Source organism: Amycolatopsis kentuckyensis, from assembly GCF_002155975.1.
Taxonomy (GTDB): domain Bacteria; phylum Actinomycetota; class Actinomycetes; order Mycobacteriales; family Pseudonocardiaceae; genus Amycolatopsis; species Amycolatopsis kentuckyensis.
Genome location: NZ_MUMI01000004.1, coordinates 1 through 14,434, shown reverse-complemented (window position 1 = coordinate 14,434; position 14,434 = coordinate 1). Strand labels below are relative to the sequence as shown.

The following is a 14,434-nucleotide window of genomic DNA, read 5'->3' as shown; positions in this document are numbered from 1 at the left end:
GGCACGGTCGGTGAGCTGACGTCGGGGGCGCGCAGCAAGCTCGTCGTCACCGCGCCCGCCGCGCCCGCGGGCTGGGCCGCGGGCCTGCCGGGGGTCGGTGTGCTGGAACAGAACGGCAGCACCACCGTGCTCGACCTCGAACCGAGCGCGGACGACCAGGCCGTGCTGGCCGCCGCGCTGGCGACCGGGCCGGTCACCGAGTTCAGCCGCCGTCGCCGGTCGCTCACCGAGCTGTTCCGCGACGCCGTGTCCGAGAAGGGGGAAGCGCGATGAGGACGTTGAGTGGCCGCCGCGCCGTCTGGCTGGTGGTGAAGCGCGAGCTGAACACGCGGCTGCGCACGAGGTCGTTCGTGGTCGGCACCGGTGTCCTGCTGGTGCTGCTGCTGGGATACGTCTTCTTCCAGACTTCGCTGGCCAGTTCGTCGGACAAGAACACCGTCGGGCTGACCGGCCAGGCGATCGGGATCGCCCGCCAGCTGCAGACCGAGGCGGCGCTCTCCGGCCGCGAGATCAGCACGGTCGTCGTCACCGACCCGGCGGAAGGCCGGCAGAAGGTCGAAGACGGCGACCTCGACGCGCTCGTCTCGGGCAGCGCGGCGCAGCTGACCGCCACCTACAAGTCCTCTTTGGACAACGACCTGCGCCGGGTGCTCGACCAGGTCGCCCAGCAGCAGGTGCTCGACGGCGTGCTGTCGTCCGCGCAGCTGGAGCCGGCCGAGGTGATGGCCAGGGTCGACGGCACCCACGTCCGGGACGACGCCCTTTCGCCGCAGCCGGCGGACCAGACGCAGCGGCTGGTCGTCGGGCTGGTCGTGGCGTTCCTGTTGTACATGAGCATCATCACCTACGGGATGATGGTCGCCCAGGGCGTGGTCGAGGAGAAGTCGAGCCGGGTCGTGGAGATCCTGCTCGCCAGCGTGCGGCCGTGGCAGCTGCTGTTGGGCAAGGTGATCGGGCTCGGCCTGGTCGGCCTGACCCAGCTGGTCGTCCTCGCGGTGGTCGGCCTGGGTGCGGCGTCGGCGACCGGCGTGTTCACGCTGTCCGGCTTCGCGACGGGCGCGGTGCTGTGGGGCCTGCTCTGGTACCTGCTGGGTTTCCTGTTGTACGCCACGATCTACGGCGCGCTGGGGTCGCTGGTGTCCCGGCAGGAGGACACCCAGTCGGTGGTCGGGCCGCTCAACATCATCCTGGTCGTCGGCTTCATCGCCGGGTTCAACCTGCTGGTCCAGAACCCGGCGAGCTCGGCGACGAGGATCGTGTCGCTGATCCCGCTGCTGTCCCCGATCCTGATGCCGGCCCGCATTTCGACGGGCGCGGCGGCGGGCTGGGAGATCGGGCTGTCGCTCGCGCTGACCGTCGCGCTCGTCGCTCTGCTGACCTGGGTCGGCGGGAAGATCTACGGCAACAGCGTGCTGCGGATCGGGAGCAGGATCAAGCTGAAGGAAGCGCTGCGCGACTGAGGCGGCCGGGTCGGTGGCGCGGCCGGCCGCTGATCACGACGTGATCTTGCCGTACCGCTCCAAGGACACCTGGCGCTCGTGGGCGTGGTCGACCATGGGTTCCGGGTAGTCCGCGGGGCGGTCCTTCAGCTTGTGCACCGCCTTGCCGGGCACCGAACGCAGCTCCGGCACGTACTTGCGCACGTAGTCGCCGTCCGGGTCGAACTTCTCCCCCTGGGTCGTCGGGTTGAAGACGCGGAAGTACGGGGCCGCGTCGGTGCCGCAGCCCGCCACCCACTGCCAGTTCAGCTGGTTCGACGCCAGGTCGCCGTCCACCAGGTGCTTCATGAAGTGGCGGGCGCCCAGCCACCACGGCAGGTGCAGGTCCTTCACCAGGAAGCTCGCGACGACCATCCGCACTCGGTTGTGCATCCAGCCCTCGGCCAGCAGCTGCCGCATCCCGGCGTCCACGATCGGGTAGCCCGTGCGACCCGCGCACCACCGTTCGAAGGCCTCCGGGTCGCTGTCGTGCTTCATGCCGTCGAAGCGCTTGTCGTAGTTCTTCCGCGCGGTTTCCGGGCGGTGCCACAGGACGTCGGCGTGGAATTCGCGCCAGCAGATCTCGCTGCGCAGCGACTTCGCGCCGACGCGGTCGTCACCGGACAAGTCGGCCAAGATCGTCCGCGGGTGGATGCAGCCCCAGCGCAGGTACGGCGAGAGCCGCGTGGTGCCCTCGCGGTCCGGGCGGTCGCGATCCTCGTCGTAGGTCTCGATGCCGTCGTCGAGGAACGAATGCCAGACCTCCAGCGCCGCCTGCTCGCCCGGCGCGGGCAAGGCCGCGGACACCTTCGGCGGACGCGGGATCTTCAGCGAGCGCGGCGGTTCCACCCAGTCCACAAGGGACGGTCCGGTGTCGGCGGGCGAGTGCCACCCGTGCGCGGCCCAGGCCCGGAAGAACGGCGTGAATACGCGGTACGGGCTGCCGTCCGGCTTCGTGACGCGGCCCGGCGTCACGGCGTACGACGAGCCCGTCTCGACCCAGTCGATGTTGTGCTCCGCCAACGCTTTCGCCACCGCGGCGTCCCGGCGGCGGCCATAGGGCCCGGTGTCGGTGCTGACGTGCACGGCCGCGGCGCCGATCTTGCGCGCCGCGCGGACGACCTCGGCCGCCGGGTCGCCGCGGACCAGCATCAGGCGGCCGCCGAGCTGCTCGTCCAGCTTTTCGAGACAGCCGTACAGGAACGCTTCCCGCGGCGCGCCACCGGGTTTCAGCAGCGCCTCGTCGAGGACGTACAGCGCGAGCACGTGCTTGCTGTGCTTCGACGCCTCCAGCAGGGCAGCGTGGTCGCCCAGCCGCAGGTCACGGCGGAACCACAGGACAACGGGCGCTTCTCGGGTCACGACGGTAAACGTAAACGTCCCGCCGTGCGGGTGCACGGCGGGACGTTTGCGGGAAACGGATCAGCGCTCCGACATCGGGGTGTAGTCCCGCGACGCGTGGCCGGTGTAGATCTGCCGCGGGCGGCCGATCTTGGTGGCCGGGTCGTTGATCATCTCGCGCCAGTGCGCGATCCAGCCCGGGAGCCGGCCCAGCGCGAACAGCACCGTGAAGAACTTCGTCGGGAAGCCCAGCGCCCGGTAGATCAGACCGGTGTAGAAGTCCACGTTCGGGTACAGCTTCCGCTCGATGAAGTACTCGTCGGAAAGCGCCGTCTCTTCGAGCTTCTTGGCGATGTCGAGCAGCTGGTCGCCGCCCTTCAGCTTGCCGAGGATCTCGTCCGCGGTGTTCTTGATGATCTTCGCGCGCGGGTCGTAGTTCTTGTAGACCCGGTGCCCGAAGCCCATCAGCTTCACGCCCTTTTCCTTGTTCTTCACCCGCTCGACGAACTTGGCGACGTCGCCGCCGTCGCGCTGGATGCCCTCGAGCATGTCGAGCACCGCGGAGTTCGCGCCGCCGTGCAGGGGGCCGAACAGGGCGTTGATCCCGGCGGAGATCGAGGCGAACAGGTTCGCCTCGGACGAACCGACCAGGCGCACGGTCGAGGTCGAGCAGTTCTGCTCGTGGTCGGCGTGCAGGATGAACAGCAGGTCGAGCGCCTTGGCGGCGTCGGGGTCGACGTCGTACGGCTCGGCCGGGAAGCCGAACGTCATCCGCAGGAAGTTCTCGACCAGGCCGAGCGAGTTGTCCGGGTACAGCAGCGGCTGGCCGACGGACTTCTTGTACGCGTACGCGGCCAGGGTCGGGACCTTGGCCAGCAGGCGGATCGTCGACAGCTCCACGTTCGGCTCGTCGAACGGGTTGAGCGAATCCTGGTAGAAGGTCGACAGCGCCGACACCGCGCTCGACAGGACCGGCATCGGGTGGGCGTCGCGCGGGAAGCCGCTGAAGAACGCCTTCAGGTCCTCGTGGAGCAGGGTGTGCCGCTGGATCTTCTCGGTGAAGTCGGCCAGCTGGGCCTGGGTCGGCAGCTCGCCGTAGATGAGCAGGTAGGAGACCTCGATGAAGGTCGACTTCTCGGCCAGCTGCTCGATCGGGTACCCGCGGTAGCGGAGGATGCCGGCGTCACCGTCGATGTAGGCGATGGCGGACGACGCCGCACCGGTGTTGACGAAACCCGGGTCGTAGGTGATGTACCCCGTCTGCGCCAGCAGCTTGCCCAGCTCGATCCCCGGCGCGCCCTCGACCGGGTGGACGATCTTGAACTCGTGCTCGCCACTCGGCAGGGTCAGCTTCGCGGTTTCGCCGCCGGACTGCCCCGCAGTCGTCGCGTCGGACATGCAAGTCCCTCTCACGTTGGGCACGGGCCGGCGGCGCCTGTACGTTCCACAGGTAGCCACGTGTTCACGCGAGGAAACACTGGCGCCTCGCTGCACACCGCCCCGCTGGGGTATGAAGAATGCCCCTCAACGTTAGTCGAGAAACCTGCCTTCGCGCAGCGGTGACGTTGCTCCTGAGGGCCCCTTTGGGACCAGGTTCACACGGTGGCCGCCAGATCGGCGGACGTGGGCGGTTCGGCACCGCTGCGGGACACCGTGATCGACGCCGCTTTCGCCGCGAAGGTGAGGGCCTCGCGCCACGCACCGGCGTCGAGGGAGGCCAGGTCGGTGGCCTCGCGGGTGTGCAGCCAGGCCAGCAGCGCGCCGTGCACCGTGTCGCCGGCGCCGATGGTGTCCACGACGGCGACCTTCCGCGACGGCACGTGGGCCAGCTCACCTGCGGCGGTGATCACCGAGAGCCCCTCGGCGCCCCGGGTGAGCACCACGGCGTCCACACCGGACTCGATCCACGTCTTCGCGGCGGCGACCGGATCGGCGCCCTCGGTGAGCCACGCGGCGTCGTCGTCGGAGATCTTCAGCAGCCGGACGTCCGGCAGCCAGGAGGCGAACCGGGCCCGGTAGGCGGCCGGGTCGGTGATGAGCGCCTCGCGGATGTTGGGGTCGAGCACGGTCAGCACGCCGCGGGCCGCTTCCCGCCGCAGCATCGCCTCGTACGCCGAAGCGCCGGGCTCGAGGACCATGCCGAGCGTGCCGAGTGAGAGCGCGGTCACATCGTCGGCCAGCAGGCCGGGATCCGCGACCAGCCGGTCGGCGGTGCCCTCGACGTAGAACGTGTAGCGCGCCGCGCCCTTCGCGTCGAGCGCCACGACGGCCAGCGTCGTCGGCTCGTCGCCGCGCTGCAGCAGCGAGGTGTCGACGGCGGAGGCGTGCAGCCGCTCGATCATCGCCTCGCCGAACCGGTCGGTGGACACGCGGGAGAAGAACGCCGCCGGCACGCCGAGCCGTCCGGCGGCCAGCGCGACGTTGTACGGGCCGCCGCCCAGCCGGGGCAGGAGCGCGCGCAGCCCACCGTCCACAGTGGAATCCAGGGGGTCGCCGGGAACCAGGTCGACCAGAGCTTCTCCGCCTACGACGATCACGCGGGGAGTTTAATTGACGCGGGCCTGACAATTCCTGTCCGCTATTTGTTCAGGCCGCCGAGCAGCAGTTCGCCCAAAGCGGTGAACGCGTCGGCGTCCGACACGTCGGTCCGCTGGGCGAGCACGCCGGTCTGGATGCCTTCGATGATCAGGCCGGTCATCTCGGCCACCAGCCGGGCGTGGACGTCGCGGAACACCCCGTCGGCGACACCCTTGTCGATGAACTGCCGGAGCCGTTTCGCGGCGAACCGGCTGTTGAGCTGGTAGGCCTCCCGGGCCGGGCCGAACTCGGCGAGGTCGCGCATGAAGGCCGCGGACGCCCGGTTGAGGTGCTCGGCGACACCGGCCAGGTACTCGCCGATGAGCTTCGGGGCGTCGTCGATCCCGGCGATGCGCTCCTCGATCCGCTCCGCGGCGCCCCGGAAGAACCGGGTGACGACCTTGACGGCGAGCTGCTCCTTGCTCGGCGCGAGCGCGTAGAGCGTCGACTTCGAGCAGCGCAGGCGGCCGGCGAGGTCCTCGAGGGTGAAGACGGCGAAGCCCTCGGCCAGGAAGAGCGCCTCGAGGTCGCCGAGCAGCGCCTGCTGGCGGGCGGTCGGCCGGCGGCGGGGTTCGGGGCGCATCGGCTCACTATCTCCTAACGTCTTCCGGCCACCCCAGGCCTGTCGTACTGTACTCTGAACGAGCCCACAGTACTGTTTTCAGTACCGCTTTGGAGGACGACGATGCCCGCCGAACGCCTGCTGCCGTCATCGGAAGCCGAAGACTTGGTCGCGCTGGCTACCGAGATCGCGCGCGACGAGCTCGCCCCGCGGGCGGCGGCGGCCGAAGAAGCCGAGCAGTTCCCGCGCGAGCAGTTCCGCCTGCTCGGCAAGTCCGGCCTGCTGGGCCTGCCCTACCGCGAGCGCTGGGGCGGCGGCGAGGTGCCGTACGAGGTCTACCTGCAGGTCCTGGAGGAGATCGCGGCGGCGTGGATGACGGTCGGCGTCGGGCTGTCGGTGCACACGATGTCCTGCTACGCCCTGGCCGAGTACGGCACCGACGAGCAGCGCGACCAGTGGCTGCCGGACATGCTCGAAGGCTCGCTCCTGGGCGCGTACGCGCTGTCGGAGACGAACGCGGGCTCGGACGCGGCGGCGCTCTCGACGCGCGCGCGTCTCGACGGCTCGGACTACGTCGTCACCGGCACCAAGGCGTGGATCACCCACGCGGGCGTGGCGGACTTCTACACGACCATGGTCCGGACGGGCGATTCCGAGATCTCCTGCCTGCTGGTCGACGGGGCCACGCCCGGCCTCTCGGCCGCACCGCGGGAGCGCAAGATGGGCCTGACCGGCTCCCCGACGGCCCAGCTGATCTTCGACGGCGCGCGGGTGCCCGCTTCGCGGCTCCTAGGAGACCCGGGGGCCGGGCTGCGCATCGCGCTGTCGTCGTTGAGCTCGGGCCGGCTCGGGATCGCGGCGTGCGCGGTGGGCCTGGCGCAGGCGGCGCTGGACGAAGCGGTGACGTACGCGAAGGGCCGCTCGCAGTTCGGCCGCCCGATCATCGACTTCCAGGGCATCGAGTTCCTGCTGGCCGACATGGCGGCGACGGTGGAGGCGTCCCGCGCGCTGTACCTGGACGCGGCCCGGCGGCGCGACCGCGGGATGCCGTTCAAGCGCCAGGCGTCGATCGCCAAGCTGGTGGCGACGGACGGCGCGATGAAGGTGACGACGGACGCGGTGCAGGTCCTCGGCGGGGCCGGCTACACGCGGGACTTCCCGGTCGAGCGGTACATGCGGGAGGCGAAGGTGCCGCAGATCTTCGAAGGGACGAACCAGATCCAGCGGCTCGTCATCGCGCGGGAGCTGAAGAACGCGTAGCTCGATCCAGCGACCGGTGTCGCCCTTCGGTGACGGATAGCGTGGCGGCATGCCCGGTCATCTGCTGACCATCGAGGAGTACGCGGCGCTCGACGGCACCGGTTTCACCGAGCTGGTGGAGGGCCGCGTGGTGACCTCACCCGGTTCCGGCCGCCGCCACGACGTGGCGGTCTGCCTGCTGGCCGCCCAGCTCGAACGGCAGCTGCCGCGCGGGCTCGCGTTCGTCGTCCGCAACGACCTGGACCTGTGCTTGGCCCAGCACGGCGAACCCGGCTTCGCCCGGCGGCCGGACCTGCTGATCGTCGGCCGGGCGGCACTGAGCCGCGGGGATGGGTTGGTCCGGGCGGACGAGGTGCTCATCGTCGTCGAGGTCGTGGCACCGGATTCGAGGCGCACCGACTACCAGGTGAAGCACGACGAGTACGCGGACGCGGGGATACCGCACTACTGGATCGTGGACACGGCCGGGCCGGTGTCGCTGGTCGCCTGCCGGGCCGGCGGCTCCGGCTACGTCGACGCGGCGGCGGTCACCGGGGTCTTCATCGCCGATGTCCCGTTCCCGGTGCGGCTCGATCTCGACGCCCTGGCCCCGTGAGGCGGGGGGTGATGATTGCACTTCGCAAGCCGGGTGCCGAGCCACCTCGAGGTCGTACCCGGCACAGACGTGGATCTCGGCTCGGCGCCGCCCGGCAGCCCCGGATTCTCCCGGCGCCCCGACCTGATGCTCGTCGACGCCTTCTCGACTGATCGGGCAGCACGCCGGTACCGCCCGGTCACCGGCGTGCCGCCCGAAACTCAGCGCGTCTCCCGGTAGCGGCGGTCCTTCGACACGCCCTCGCCCAGAGACTCGTCGAAGTGGTACACCTCGTCGCCGCGGACGAACACTCGCAGCGCGCGGTTCATCACGTCCAGCGGGTCGCCGCTCCACAGCACCACGTCGGCGTCCAGGCCTGGCGCCAGCGACCCGATCTGCCCGTCCAGCCCCAGCATCGACGCCGGGTTGATGGTCAGCGACCGCAGCGCCGTCGCCGGGTCGAGGCCGTCCTTCACCGCCAGGGCCGCCTGGTAGACCAGGAAGTTGATCGGGATCACCGGGTGGTCCGTCGTGATCGCGATCTTCACGCCCGCCCGCGCCAGGATGCCTGCCGAGCGCAGCGTGCGGTTGCGCAGCTCGACCTTGGACTTCGTGGTGAACAGCGGGCCCAGGATCACCGGCACCTCGCGCTCGGCCAGCAGGTCCGCGATCAGGTGGCCCTCGGTGCCGTGGTTGATCACCAGCTTGTAGCCGAACTCGTCCGCCAAGCGCAGCGCCGTCACGATGTCGTCCGCCCGGTGGACGTGCTGGTCCCAGTACAGCTCGCCGTCGAGGACCTTCGACAGCGTCTCCAGCGTCAGGTCCACCTCGTGCGGCTTGCCCTCGGACTCCGCGTGCGCGCGCTTCGCCTGGTAGTTGCGGGCCTTCGTGAACGCCTCGCGCAGGATCGCCGCGACACCCAGCCGCGTCGACGGCGTCTGCTTCTTGTCGCCGTACACGCGCTTCGGGTTCTCCCCGAGCGCGCTCTTCACGCTGACGTGCTCGGCGAACGTCATGTCCAGGATGCTGCGGCCCCAGGTCTTGACGCCGATCGTCTGGCCGCCGATCGGGTTGCCCGAGCCGGGCTTGATGACCACGCTCGTGACCCCGCCGGCCAGGGCGTCGTCGAAGCCGGGTTCGTAGGGGTCGATGCCGTCGACGGCGCGGAAGCGGGCGCCGTTCGGGTCGGTCATCTCGTTGGTGTCGTTGCCGGACCAGCCTTCGCCCTCCTCGTGGACGCCGAGGTGGGCGTGGGCGTCGATGAAGCCGGGCAGGACCCAGGTGCCGGCCGCGTCGACCAGTTCGGCGTCCTCCGGGATGTCGACGTCGGCCTCGGTGCCGACCGCGACGATCCTGCCGCCGTCGATCAGGACCGTGCCGCCCTCGATGGGATCACCGTCGATGGGGACGACATAGCCCCCGACAATTGCCTTCGCCATAGTTCGCCACGCTAACGAACTCACCCGGGTGCGTGCACGCGGGCCTTCTCCAAGTGCACCAGCTCGTGGTTGTTCTCGGGCGTCCGGTGCGTCTCGCGGTAGCCGTGCTTGGCGTACAGGTGCAACGGCCCGGCACTCTTCGAGCCGGTGAACAGCCGGAACAGCGTCACCTCGGCGGGCGCGGCCGACTCCGCGAACCGCAGCAGTCCGCCGCCCAGCCCGGCGCCCTGCCGGTCCGGGGCGACGACCAGGCGGCCGATCACCCCGACCGGCCCGGTCACCGTCAGCCGCACCGACGCCACCAGGCGACCCGCTTCGCGCAGCCCCCAGGACAAGCCCGCGAGCGCGACCCGCGTCTCCTCCAGGGTCTCCAGCAGCGGGGGCAGGTCGAGATCCCCGTGCGCCCGGGCCTCGGTGACGTACGCGGCCCGTTGCAGCGTCAGGACTTCCCCCGCGTCGGCGACGTCCAGGCGAAGCGGCGTCACCGGACCCGGATGCCCCAGCTGCCCGACCACGACGCCGACGGCTCCAGCTCGATCAGGTCGGTGCCCGTGTTGAGCGCGTCGGCCGGGCAGGTCATCGGCTCGATCGCGACCGCCCGGCCGCGGCCGACCAGGTCGTCCGGGGTGAACACCTGCGCCCAGCGGAAGTCGGGGCCGGTCCAGACCAGCAGCTCCTGGCCCTCGTGGCTGAGGACGATGTGGTGTGTGCCGTCCTCGGCCGCCGCGAGGCCGCCGAACGCGGTGTCCAGGTTGACACCCGCCAACACGCGGCCGGCGCGGAAGTCGTACTCCGTGCCCTCGACGTCCTGCTCCTCGGCGTACGGCATCTGCTCGTCGGGCAAGGACGGCCGGACCCGGCTCGCGGGCAGCGCCAGCGTCAGCTCGTCGGTCGGGACGTCGCCGATCCGGAAGTACGGGTGCGTGCCGACGCCGACGCCGATCGGCTGCTCGCCTTCGTTGCGGATTTCGTGGGTGACGGTCAGCTCGCGCGGCGCGATCTCGTACGTCACGGTCGCGCGCAACGGCACCGGCCAGCCGGGCTGCACCGCGACGTCGACGGCCAGGGTGATCGACGACTCGGCGTGCTCCAGCAGCTCCCACTCGAGGTGGCGGGTCAGGCCGTGGATCGCGTTGCCGCGCGCCTCCTCGGTGATCTCGAGCTGCTGGGTCTCCCCCTGGAACGTCCACTGGCCGCCCTTGGTGCGGTTCGGCCAGGGCAGCAGCACCTGCCCGGCGCCCTTCGGCGGGTTCGCGTCTTCGGGGAACTCCTCGACGTACGGCACGCCGGCGACTTCGAACGCGCGCAGGCCGGCCCCGATTTCGGTGACGACGGCGCGCGCGTTGCCGCGGGTGATCTCGAACTGCTGACCAGTCGGGTTGCCCATGCGCACGACCTTACCGATCCGCGAAGTCACTAGACCGGTCGTCATAGTTTGCGCTACGGTCCTGCTCATGGTTCGCCGCACCGACACGCGGCAGCGGATGCTCGACACCGCCGCCGACCTGTTCCAGACCCAGGGCTACCACGCCACCGGCCTCACCCAGCTGACGACGGCCGGGGGCGCGCCGAAGGGGTCGCTCTACTTCCACTTCCCCGGCGGCAAGGAGCAGCTCGCCGCCGAAGCCGTCCGGCTGTCGAGCGAACGCACCGGCGCCCTCCTCGAAGCCGTCCTCGCCGACGCGTCCGACCCGGCGACCGGGATCGACCACGCGATCGGCGCGCTCGCGGGTTTCCTGACCGAATCGGACTTCCAGCGCGGCTGTCCACTCGCGACAGTCGCGCTCGATGCCGCCGCGGCGAGCGAACCCATCCGGGAAGCGTGCACGGACGGCTACGCGTCCTGGCACGGAATCCTCAGCGGATACTTTGCGGGGCAAGGGCTTTCCGCCGACCGCGCGGACGAGCTCGCCACCGTCGTGCTCGCCGCGATCGAAGGCGGGCTGCTGCTGGCCCGCACCCGTCGCGACCTCGCGCCGCTGCGCGCCGTCGCCGCCCACCTGCACACGACCCTCGACCGGGAGTTCTCCTGATGCGCGTCCACCACCTGAACTGCGGCACCCTGCGCCCGCTCGGCGGCCGGCTGATCGACGGCCGGCCGGGCCTCCTGCGGCGCGCCACCATGGTCTGCCACTGCCTGCTGCTGGAGACCGGCACGGGGCTCGTGCTCGTCGAGACCGGCATGGGAACACCGGCCGCCGTCGACCGGACCGCCTGGCTGGGCGCCCGTTTCGTCCGCCTGTCCAACCCGGTCGCGGACCCGGCGCAGACCGCGATCGCGCAGATCCGCGCGCTCGGCTTCGACCCGGCGGACGTCCGCGACATCGTGCTGACCCACCTCGACCTCGACCACGCCGGCGGGCTCATCGACTTCCCGTGGGCGCGGGTGCACGTCTACGCCGAGGAGCTGCGGGCGTTCACCGAGCCGCGCGCCGACGAACGCGGCCGGTACCGCCGGATCCAGTTCGCCCATAGTCCACAGTGGACGTCCTATGCGGACAGCGGCGAGCCGTGGTTCGACTTCGAGGCCGTCCGGCAGCTCGACGGGTTGCCGCCGGAGATCCTGCTGGTCCCGCTGTCCGGGCACACGCGCGGGCACGCCGGGGTCGCCGTCGACACCGGGGCCGGCTGGCTGCTCAACGCCGGTGACTCCTACTTCTTCCACGGCCAGGTCGCGGCCGCCCCGCACTGCCCGCCGGGCCTGCGGTGGTTCGAGGGCCGGATGGAGACGGTGCCGCGCGCCCGGCTGGACAATCACCGCCGCCTGCGCCAGCTTGTTCAGGAGCACGGCGACGAGGTGAGCGTCTTCGCCGCGCACGACGAGACCCAATTCCTCCGGCTGAGCACCAGGAGCAGCGTATGAAGGTGCACCACCTGAACTGCGGATCGATGCGCCCGGCGGGTGGCAAGCTGCTCGACGGCGAGCCCGGCCTGCTGCGGCGGGCGGAGCTGGTCGCCCACTGCCTGCTGATCGAGACCGGCGACAGCCTGGTGCTGGTCGACACCGGCTTCGGCAGCCAGGGCGTGGCGCGGCCGGGCGAGTGGCTGGGCCGCCCGTTCCTGGCGTTGGTCGGCGCGAAGCCCGTGGCCGCCGAGACGGCCGTCGCGCAGATCAAGGCGCTGGACCTCGACCCGGCCGACGTCCGGCACATCGTGGCGACGCACCTGGACGTGGACCACGCGGGCGGGCTGGCCGACTTCCCGAACGCCGTCGTGCACGTCCGGTCCGAGGAACACCGCGCGGCGACGTCCCCGGCGAACGCGGCCGAGAAGAACCGCTACCGCGCGGCGCAGTTCGCGCACCGCCCGCTGTGGAGCACCTACGACGAGACGGGCGAGCCCTGGTTCGGCTTCGAGGCGGTCCGGTCGCTCAAGGGCCTGCCCGAGGAGATCCTGCTGGTCCCGCTGACGGGTCACACGCGCGGCCACACGGGCGTGGCGGTCGACACCGGCAACGGCTGGCTCCTGCACGCGGGCGACGCGTACTTCTTCCACGGCCAGCTGGACCCGGTGGCCCCGCACTGCCCACCGGGCCTGACGGCGTTCCAGACGATCGTCCAGACACTGCGCGGCCCCCGGCTGGAGAACCTGGCGAGGCTGCACGAGCTGGCGCGGACCCACCAGGACGAGGTCACGGTGTTCTCGGCGCACAGCCCGATCGAGCTGGCCGCGCTGCGCCGATGACGCCGGGAACCGAATGATCTTCCGCCCCATCTGAACCTCCGACGAACGGGAGGTCCGATGGTGGCGAAGACGTGGTGGAGCGCGGCCGTGCTCGGGGTGGTGGCCGCGCTGACGACGGCGTGCGGGAGCGATCCGGCCCCGCGCCCGGCCGCGGCCGCGACGCAGGACGCGGCACCGGACGCGGCGCCGCTCGACCTGTCCGGCGTCGTGCTGCTCCAGCGCCAACCGCAGACCGGCCTCGACGAAGTCGCCTTCGCCGATCCGGTGACCGGGGCGGTCCGGACCGTGCTCCCGCTGCCCGGCCGGGACACCTCGCTGACCCGCTTCGGCGAACCGACGTCGAAACTCGACCTCATTTCGCCCGACGGGCAGTACGCCACGCTCGAGACCCGCGACGGCGTCGAGGTGTTCCGGCTCAACTCCGCCGACCGGCGCTACGAGCGCACCGGGGTCGTCCCCGCGCCGGAACGGACGATGAGCGAGAAGGCGTCGCGGTTCCGGAACCCGCGGTTCGGCCCGGCCGGGTCGAAGCTGTTCTTCGACGACGGCGAGGCGGTCTACTCCGTCGACCACCGGCAGCTCGGAGTGCCGGTCAAGGAGGCGGACGTCGTGCCGAACGGCCACTTCGACCAGCACGTCCGGGACTGGTGGGTCGGCCCGCGGGACGAGGTGCTGACCTGGCGGGACGCCCGGCGCGCCGGCGACGCCTTCTCGTACCTGGCCGACTCCTCCGGCGCGATCGCCTACGCGGTCTACGAAGAACCGGGCAACACCTACAACTTCGTCGCCACGCTCGACGCGACGACCGTGCTGCTGTCCGCCGTCACCGGTTCCGACGAGCACGGCGTGCTGATGCGGCTGCACCTCGACGGCGGCACACCGCAGCCGGCCAAGCTCGTCGAAAAGTCCGAGCCGCGGATCGCCAAGGTGTCCGCCGCGCCGGACCGGGCCACGGTGCTCTACCAGACCGCGCAGGGCGAGTGGTTCTCGTCGCCGACGACACCGGGCGCGGTCGCGCGGCCCGCGTTCCCGCAGCTGCCGCCCGCCGGGACGCTGTCGGAGCGGCAGCTCGTCGGCTGGGCGTGATCAGCCGGCCGCGAGGGCCTGCTTGACGAGCGGGGCGAGCTGCTCCGGCGTCATCTTCGCCGGACCGGCGTAGTTGACCAGCACCGGCGTGCCCGCCACCAGCTCACCCGCGACGAGGGTCGCCGTCTTCTGGTCGTCGACGTAGTAGACGGCGCCGTCCGGGAAGCCCGCGACGTCCTGCGCACCCGGCTTCGCCTTCTTGATCGACGCGATGAGCTCGGCGGGCTTGCCCTGCTTGCCCTCGTAGCGGGTCACCGCGAGCGCGCCAGCGGCCTTGCCGCCGTTCTGGTACTCGCAGCTGCGCACCTTGCCGCCGTTGGCCGCGTTGTCCCGGACCGGGCCCGGCACCGCCTTGAGGTTGTCGAGGAACAGCGCCTTCGAGACCGCTTCCGCGGGCAGCAGCTTGCACGGGTCGAGCGCCGCCGCGGCGGCG

The 14,434-nt window shown here is 71.1% G+C and carries 16 protein-coding genes; 8 read left to right on the top strand and 8 right to left on the bottom strand.

The genetic code is table 11. The annotated features are described in order from the left end of the window. Nucleotides 1-273: ATP-binding protein DrrA1-3 family domain-containing protein (locus CCN39_RS00470; protein ID WP_143263863.1), on the top strand; the 273-nt coding region annotated here is incomplete at its 5' end. After that, nucleotides 270-1,460: an ABC transporter permease gene (locus CCN39_RS00465; protein ID WP_086837818.1), complete on the top strand. Its 1,191-nt coding sequence runs from the start codon at nt 270-272 to the stop codon at nt 1,458-1,460. The genes CCN39_RS00470 and CCN39_RS00465, both read left to right, overlap by 4 nt. 33 nt (nt 1,461-1,493) lie before the next feature. On the opposite strand, the gene CCN39_RS00460 is transcribed toward CCN39_RS00465, so the two are convergent. The 4 genes from CCN39_RS00460 to CCN39_RS00445 all read right to left on the bottom strand — a co-directional run bounded on the left by CCN39_RS00460 (nt 1,494) and on the right by CCN39_RS00445 (nt 5,979). Next, nucleotides 1,494-2,840 carry a cryptochrome/photolyase family protein gene (locus CCN39_RS00460; protein WP_086837817.1) on the bottom strand — a complete coding sequence of 449 codons (1,347 nt, stop codon included), beginning with the start codon at nt 2,838-2,840 and terminating at the stop codon, nt 1,494-1,496. A gap of 60 nt (nt 2,841-2,900) precedes the next feature. Further along, a complete protein-coding gene (locus tag CCN39_RS00455) occupies nt 2,901-4,217 on the bottom strand; it encodes a citrate synthase (protein WP_086837816.1) in 1,317 nt (438 codons plus the stop codon). Nucleotides 4,218-4,414: 197 nt separating this feature from the next. Next, the gene (locus tag CCN39_RS00450) at nt 4,415-5,356 is read right to left on the bottom strand and encodes a carbohydrate kinase family protein (RefSeq protein WP_086837815.1); all 942 of its coding nucleotides are present in this window, start codon (nt 5,354-5,356) and stop codon (nt 4,415-4,417) included. A gap of 41 nt (nt 5,357-5,397) precedes the next feature. Then, nucleotides 5,398-5,979 carry a TetR/AcrR family transcriptional regulator gene (locus CCN39_RS00445; RefSeq protein ID WP_086837814.1) on the bottom strand — a complete coding sequence of 194 codons (582 nt, stop codon included), beginning with the start codon at nt 5,977-5,979 and terminating at the stop codon, nt 5,398-5,400. 102 nt (nt 5,980-6,081) lie between these two features. Between CCN39_RS00445 and CCN39_RS00440 the strand changes: the two genes are divergently transcribed. Further along, nucleotides 6,082-7,218, top strand: coding sequence for an acyl-CoA dehydrogenase family protein (locus CCN39_RS00440; RefSeq protein WP_086837813.1), 1,137 nt, complete (start codon nt 6,082-6,084; stop codon nt 7,216-7,218). 49 nt (nt 7,219-7,267) lie between these two features. Next, on the top strand, nt 7,268-7,813 hold the full coding sequence (locus CCN39_RS00435) for a Uma2 family endonuclease (protein WP_086837812.1): 546 nt from the start codon (nt 7,268-7,270) through the stop codon (nt 7,811-7,813). A 200-nt stretch (nt 7,814-8,013) separates the two neighbouring features. Here the strand turns inward: CCN39_RS00435 and CCN39_RS00430 are convergent, their stop codons facing one another. The 3 genes from CCN39_RS00430 to CCN39_RS00420 are packed head-to-tail and all read right to left on the bottom strand — an operon-like array spanning nt 8,014 to nt 10,618. After that, entirely contained in the window at nt 8,014-9,231 is a 1,218-nt protein-coding gene (locus tag CCN39_RS00430) for an amidohydrolase (protein WP_086837811.1), read from the bottom strand. Nucleotides 9,232-9,251: 20 nt separating this feature from the next. After that, a complete protein-coding gene (locus CCN39_RS00425; RefSeq protein WP_086837810.1) occupies nt 9,252-9,746 on the bottom strand; it encodes a GNAT family N-acetyltransferase in 495 nt (164 codons plus the stop codon). Beyond that, nucleotides 9,713-10,618 (bottom strand): aldose 1-epimerase family protein, encoded by a 906-nt coding sequence (locus tag CCN39_RS00420; RefSeq protein WP_086837820.1) that lies wholly within the window; start codon nt 10,616-10,618, stop codon nt 9,713-9,715. Before CCN39_RS00420 ends, CCN39_RS00425 begins: the two co-directional genes overlap by 34 nt. A gap of 67 nt (nt 10,619-10,685) precedes the next feature. Here CCN39_RS00420 and CCN39_RS00415 point away from each other — a divergent pair, with 67 nt between their 5' ends. Genes CCN39_RS00415 through CCN39_RS00400 form a run of 4 tightly spaced genes read left to right on the top strand, consistent with a single transcriptional unit; the run spans nt 10,686 to nt 14,001 of the window. Next, nucleotides 10,686-11,264, top strand: a complete 579-nt coding sequence (locus CCN39_RS00415; RefSeq protein ID WP_086837809.1) for a TetR/AcrR family transcriptional regulator — start codon at nt 10,686-10,688, stop codon at nt 11,262-11,264. Next, entirely contained in the window at nt 11,264-12,094 is an 831-nt protein-coding gene (locus tag CCN39_RS00410; RefSeq protein WP_086837808.1) for an MBL fold metallo-hydrolase, read from the top strand. The genes CCN39_RS00415 and CCN39_RS00410 overlap by 1 nt, the downstream gene beginning before the upstream one ends. Next, nucleotides 12,091-12,915: an MBL fold metallo-hydrolase gene (locus CCN39_RS00405; protein WP_086837807.1), complete on the top strand. Its 825-nt coding sequence runs from the start codon at nt 12,091-12,093 to the stop codon at nt 12,913-12,915. Before CCN39_RS00410 ends, CCN39_RS00405 begins: the two co-directional genes overlap by 4 nt. A gap of 57 nt (nt 12,916-12,972) precedes the next feature. Continuing rightward, nucleotides 12,973-14,001 (top strand): hypothetical protein, encoded by a 1,029-nt coding sequence (locus CCN39_RS00400; RefSeq protein ID WP_086837806.1) that lies wholly within the window; start codon nt 12,973-12,975, stop codon nt 13,999-14,001. On the opposite strand, the gene CCN39_RS00395 is transcribed toward CCN39_RS00400, so the two are convergent. After that, the coding region (locus CCN39_RS00395; RefSeq protein ID WP_244210551.1) for a DUF3558 domain-containing protein at nt 14,002-14,434 on the bottom strand (433 nt) is incomplete at its 5' end.

Bases quoted from the DNA above. Each gene is read 5' to 3' on its own strand.
- CCN39_RS00400 (WP_086837806.1), top strand. From the start codon at position 12,973: ATGGTGGCGAAGACGTGGTGGAGCGCGGCCGTGCTCGGGGTGGTGGCC.
- CCN39_RS00435 (WP_086837812.1), top strand. From the start codon at position 7,268: ATGCCCGGTCATCTGCTGACCATCGAGGAGTACGCGGCGCTCGACGGC.
- CCN39_RS00455 (WP_086837816.1), bottom strand. From the start codon at position 4,217: ATGTCCGACGCGACGACTGCGGGGCAGTCCGGCGGCGAAACCGCGAAG.
- CCN39_RS00420 (WP_086837820.1), bottom strand. From the start codon at position 10,618: ATGGGCAACCCGACTGGTCAGCAGTTCGAGATCACCCGCGGCAACGCG.
- CCN39_RS00410 (WP_086837808.1), top strand. From the start codon at position 11,264: ATGCGCGTCCACCACCTGAACTGCGGCACCCTGCGCCCGCTCGGCGGC.
- CCN39_RS00405 (WP_086837807.1), top strand. From the start codon at position 12,091: ATGAAGGTGCACCACCTGAACTGCGGATCGATGCGCCCGGCGGGTGGC.
- CCN39_RS00465 (WP_086837818.1), top strand. From the start codon at position 270: ATGAGGACGTTGAGTGGCCGCCGCGCCGTCTGGCTGGTGGTGAAGCGC.
- CCN39_RS00415 (WP_086837809.1), top strand. From the start codon at position 10,686: ATGGTTCGCCGCACCGACACGCGGCAGCGGATGCTCGACACCGCCGCC.
- CCN39_RS00430 (WP_086837811.1), bottom strand. From the start codon at position 9,231: ATGGCGAAGGCAATTGTCGGGGGCTATGTCGTCCCCATCGACGGTGAT.
- CCN39_RS00445 (WP_086837814.1), bottom strand. From the start codon at position 5,979: ATGCGCCCCGAACCCCGCCGCCGGCCGACCGCCCGCCAGCAGGCGCTG.
- CCN39_RS00440 (WP_086837813.1), top strand. From the start codon at position 6,082: ATGCCCGCCGAACGCCTGCTGCCGTCATCGGAAGCCGAAGACTTGGTC.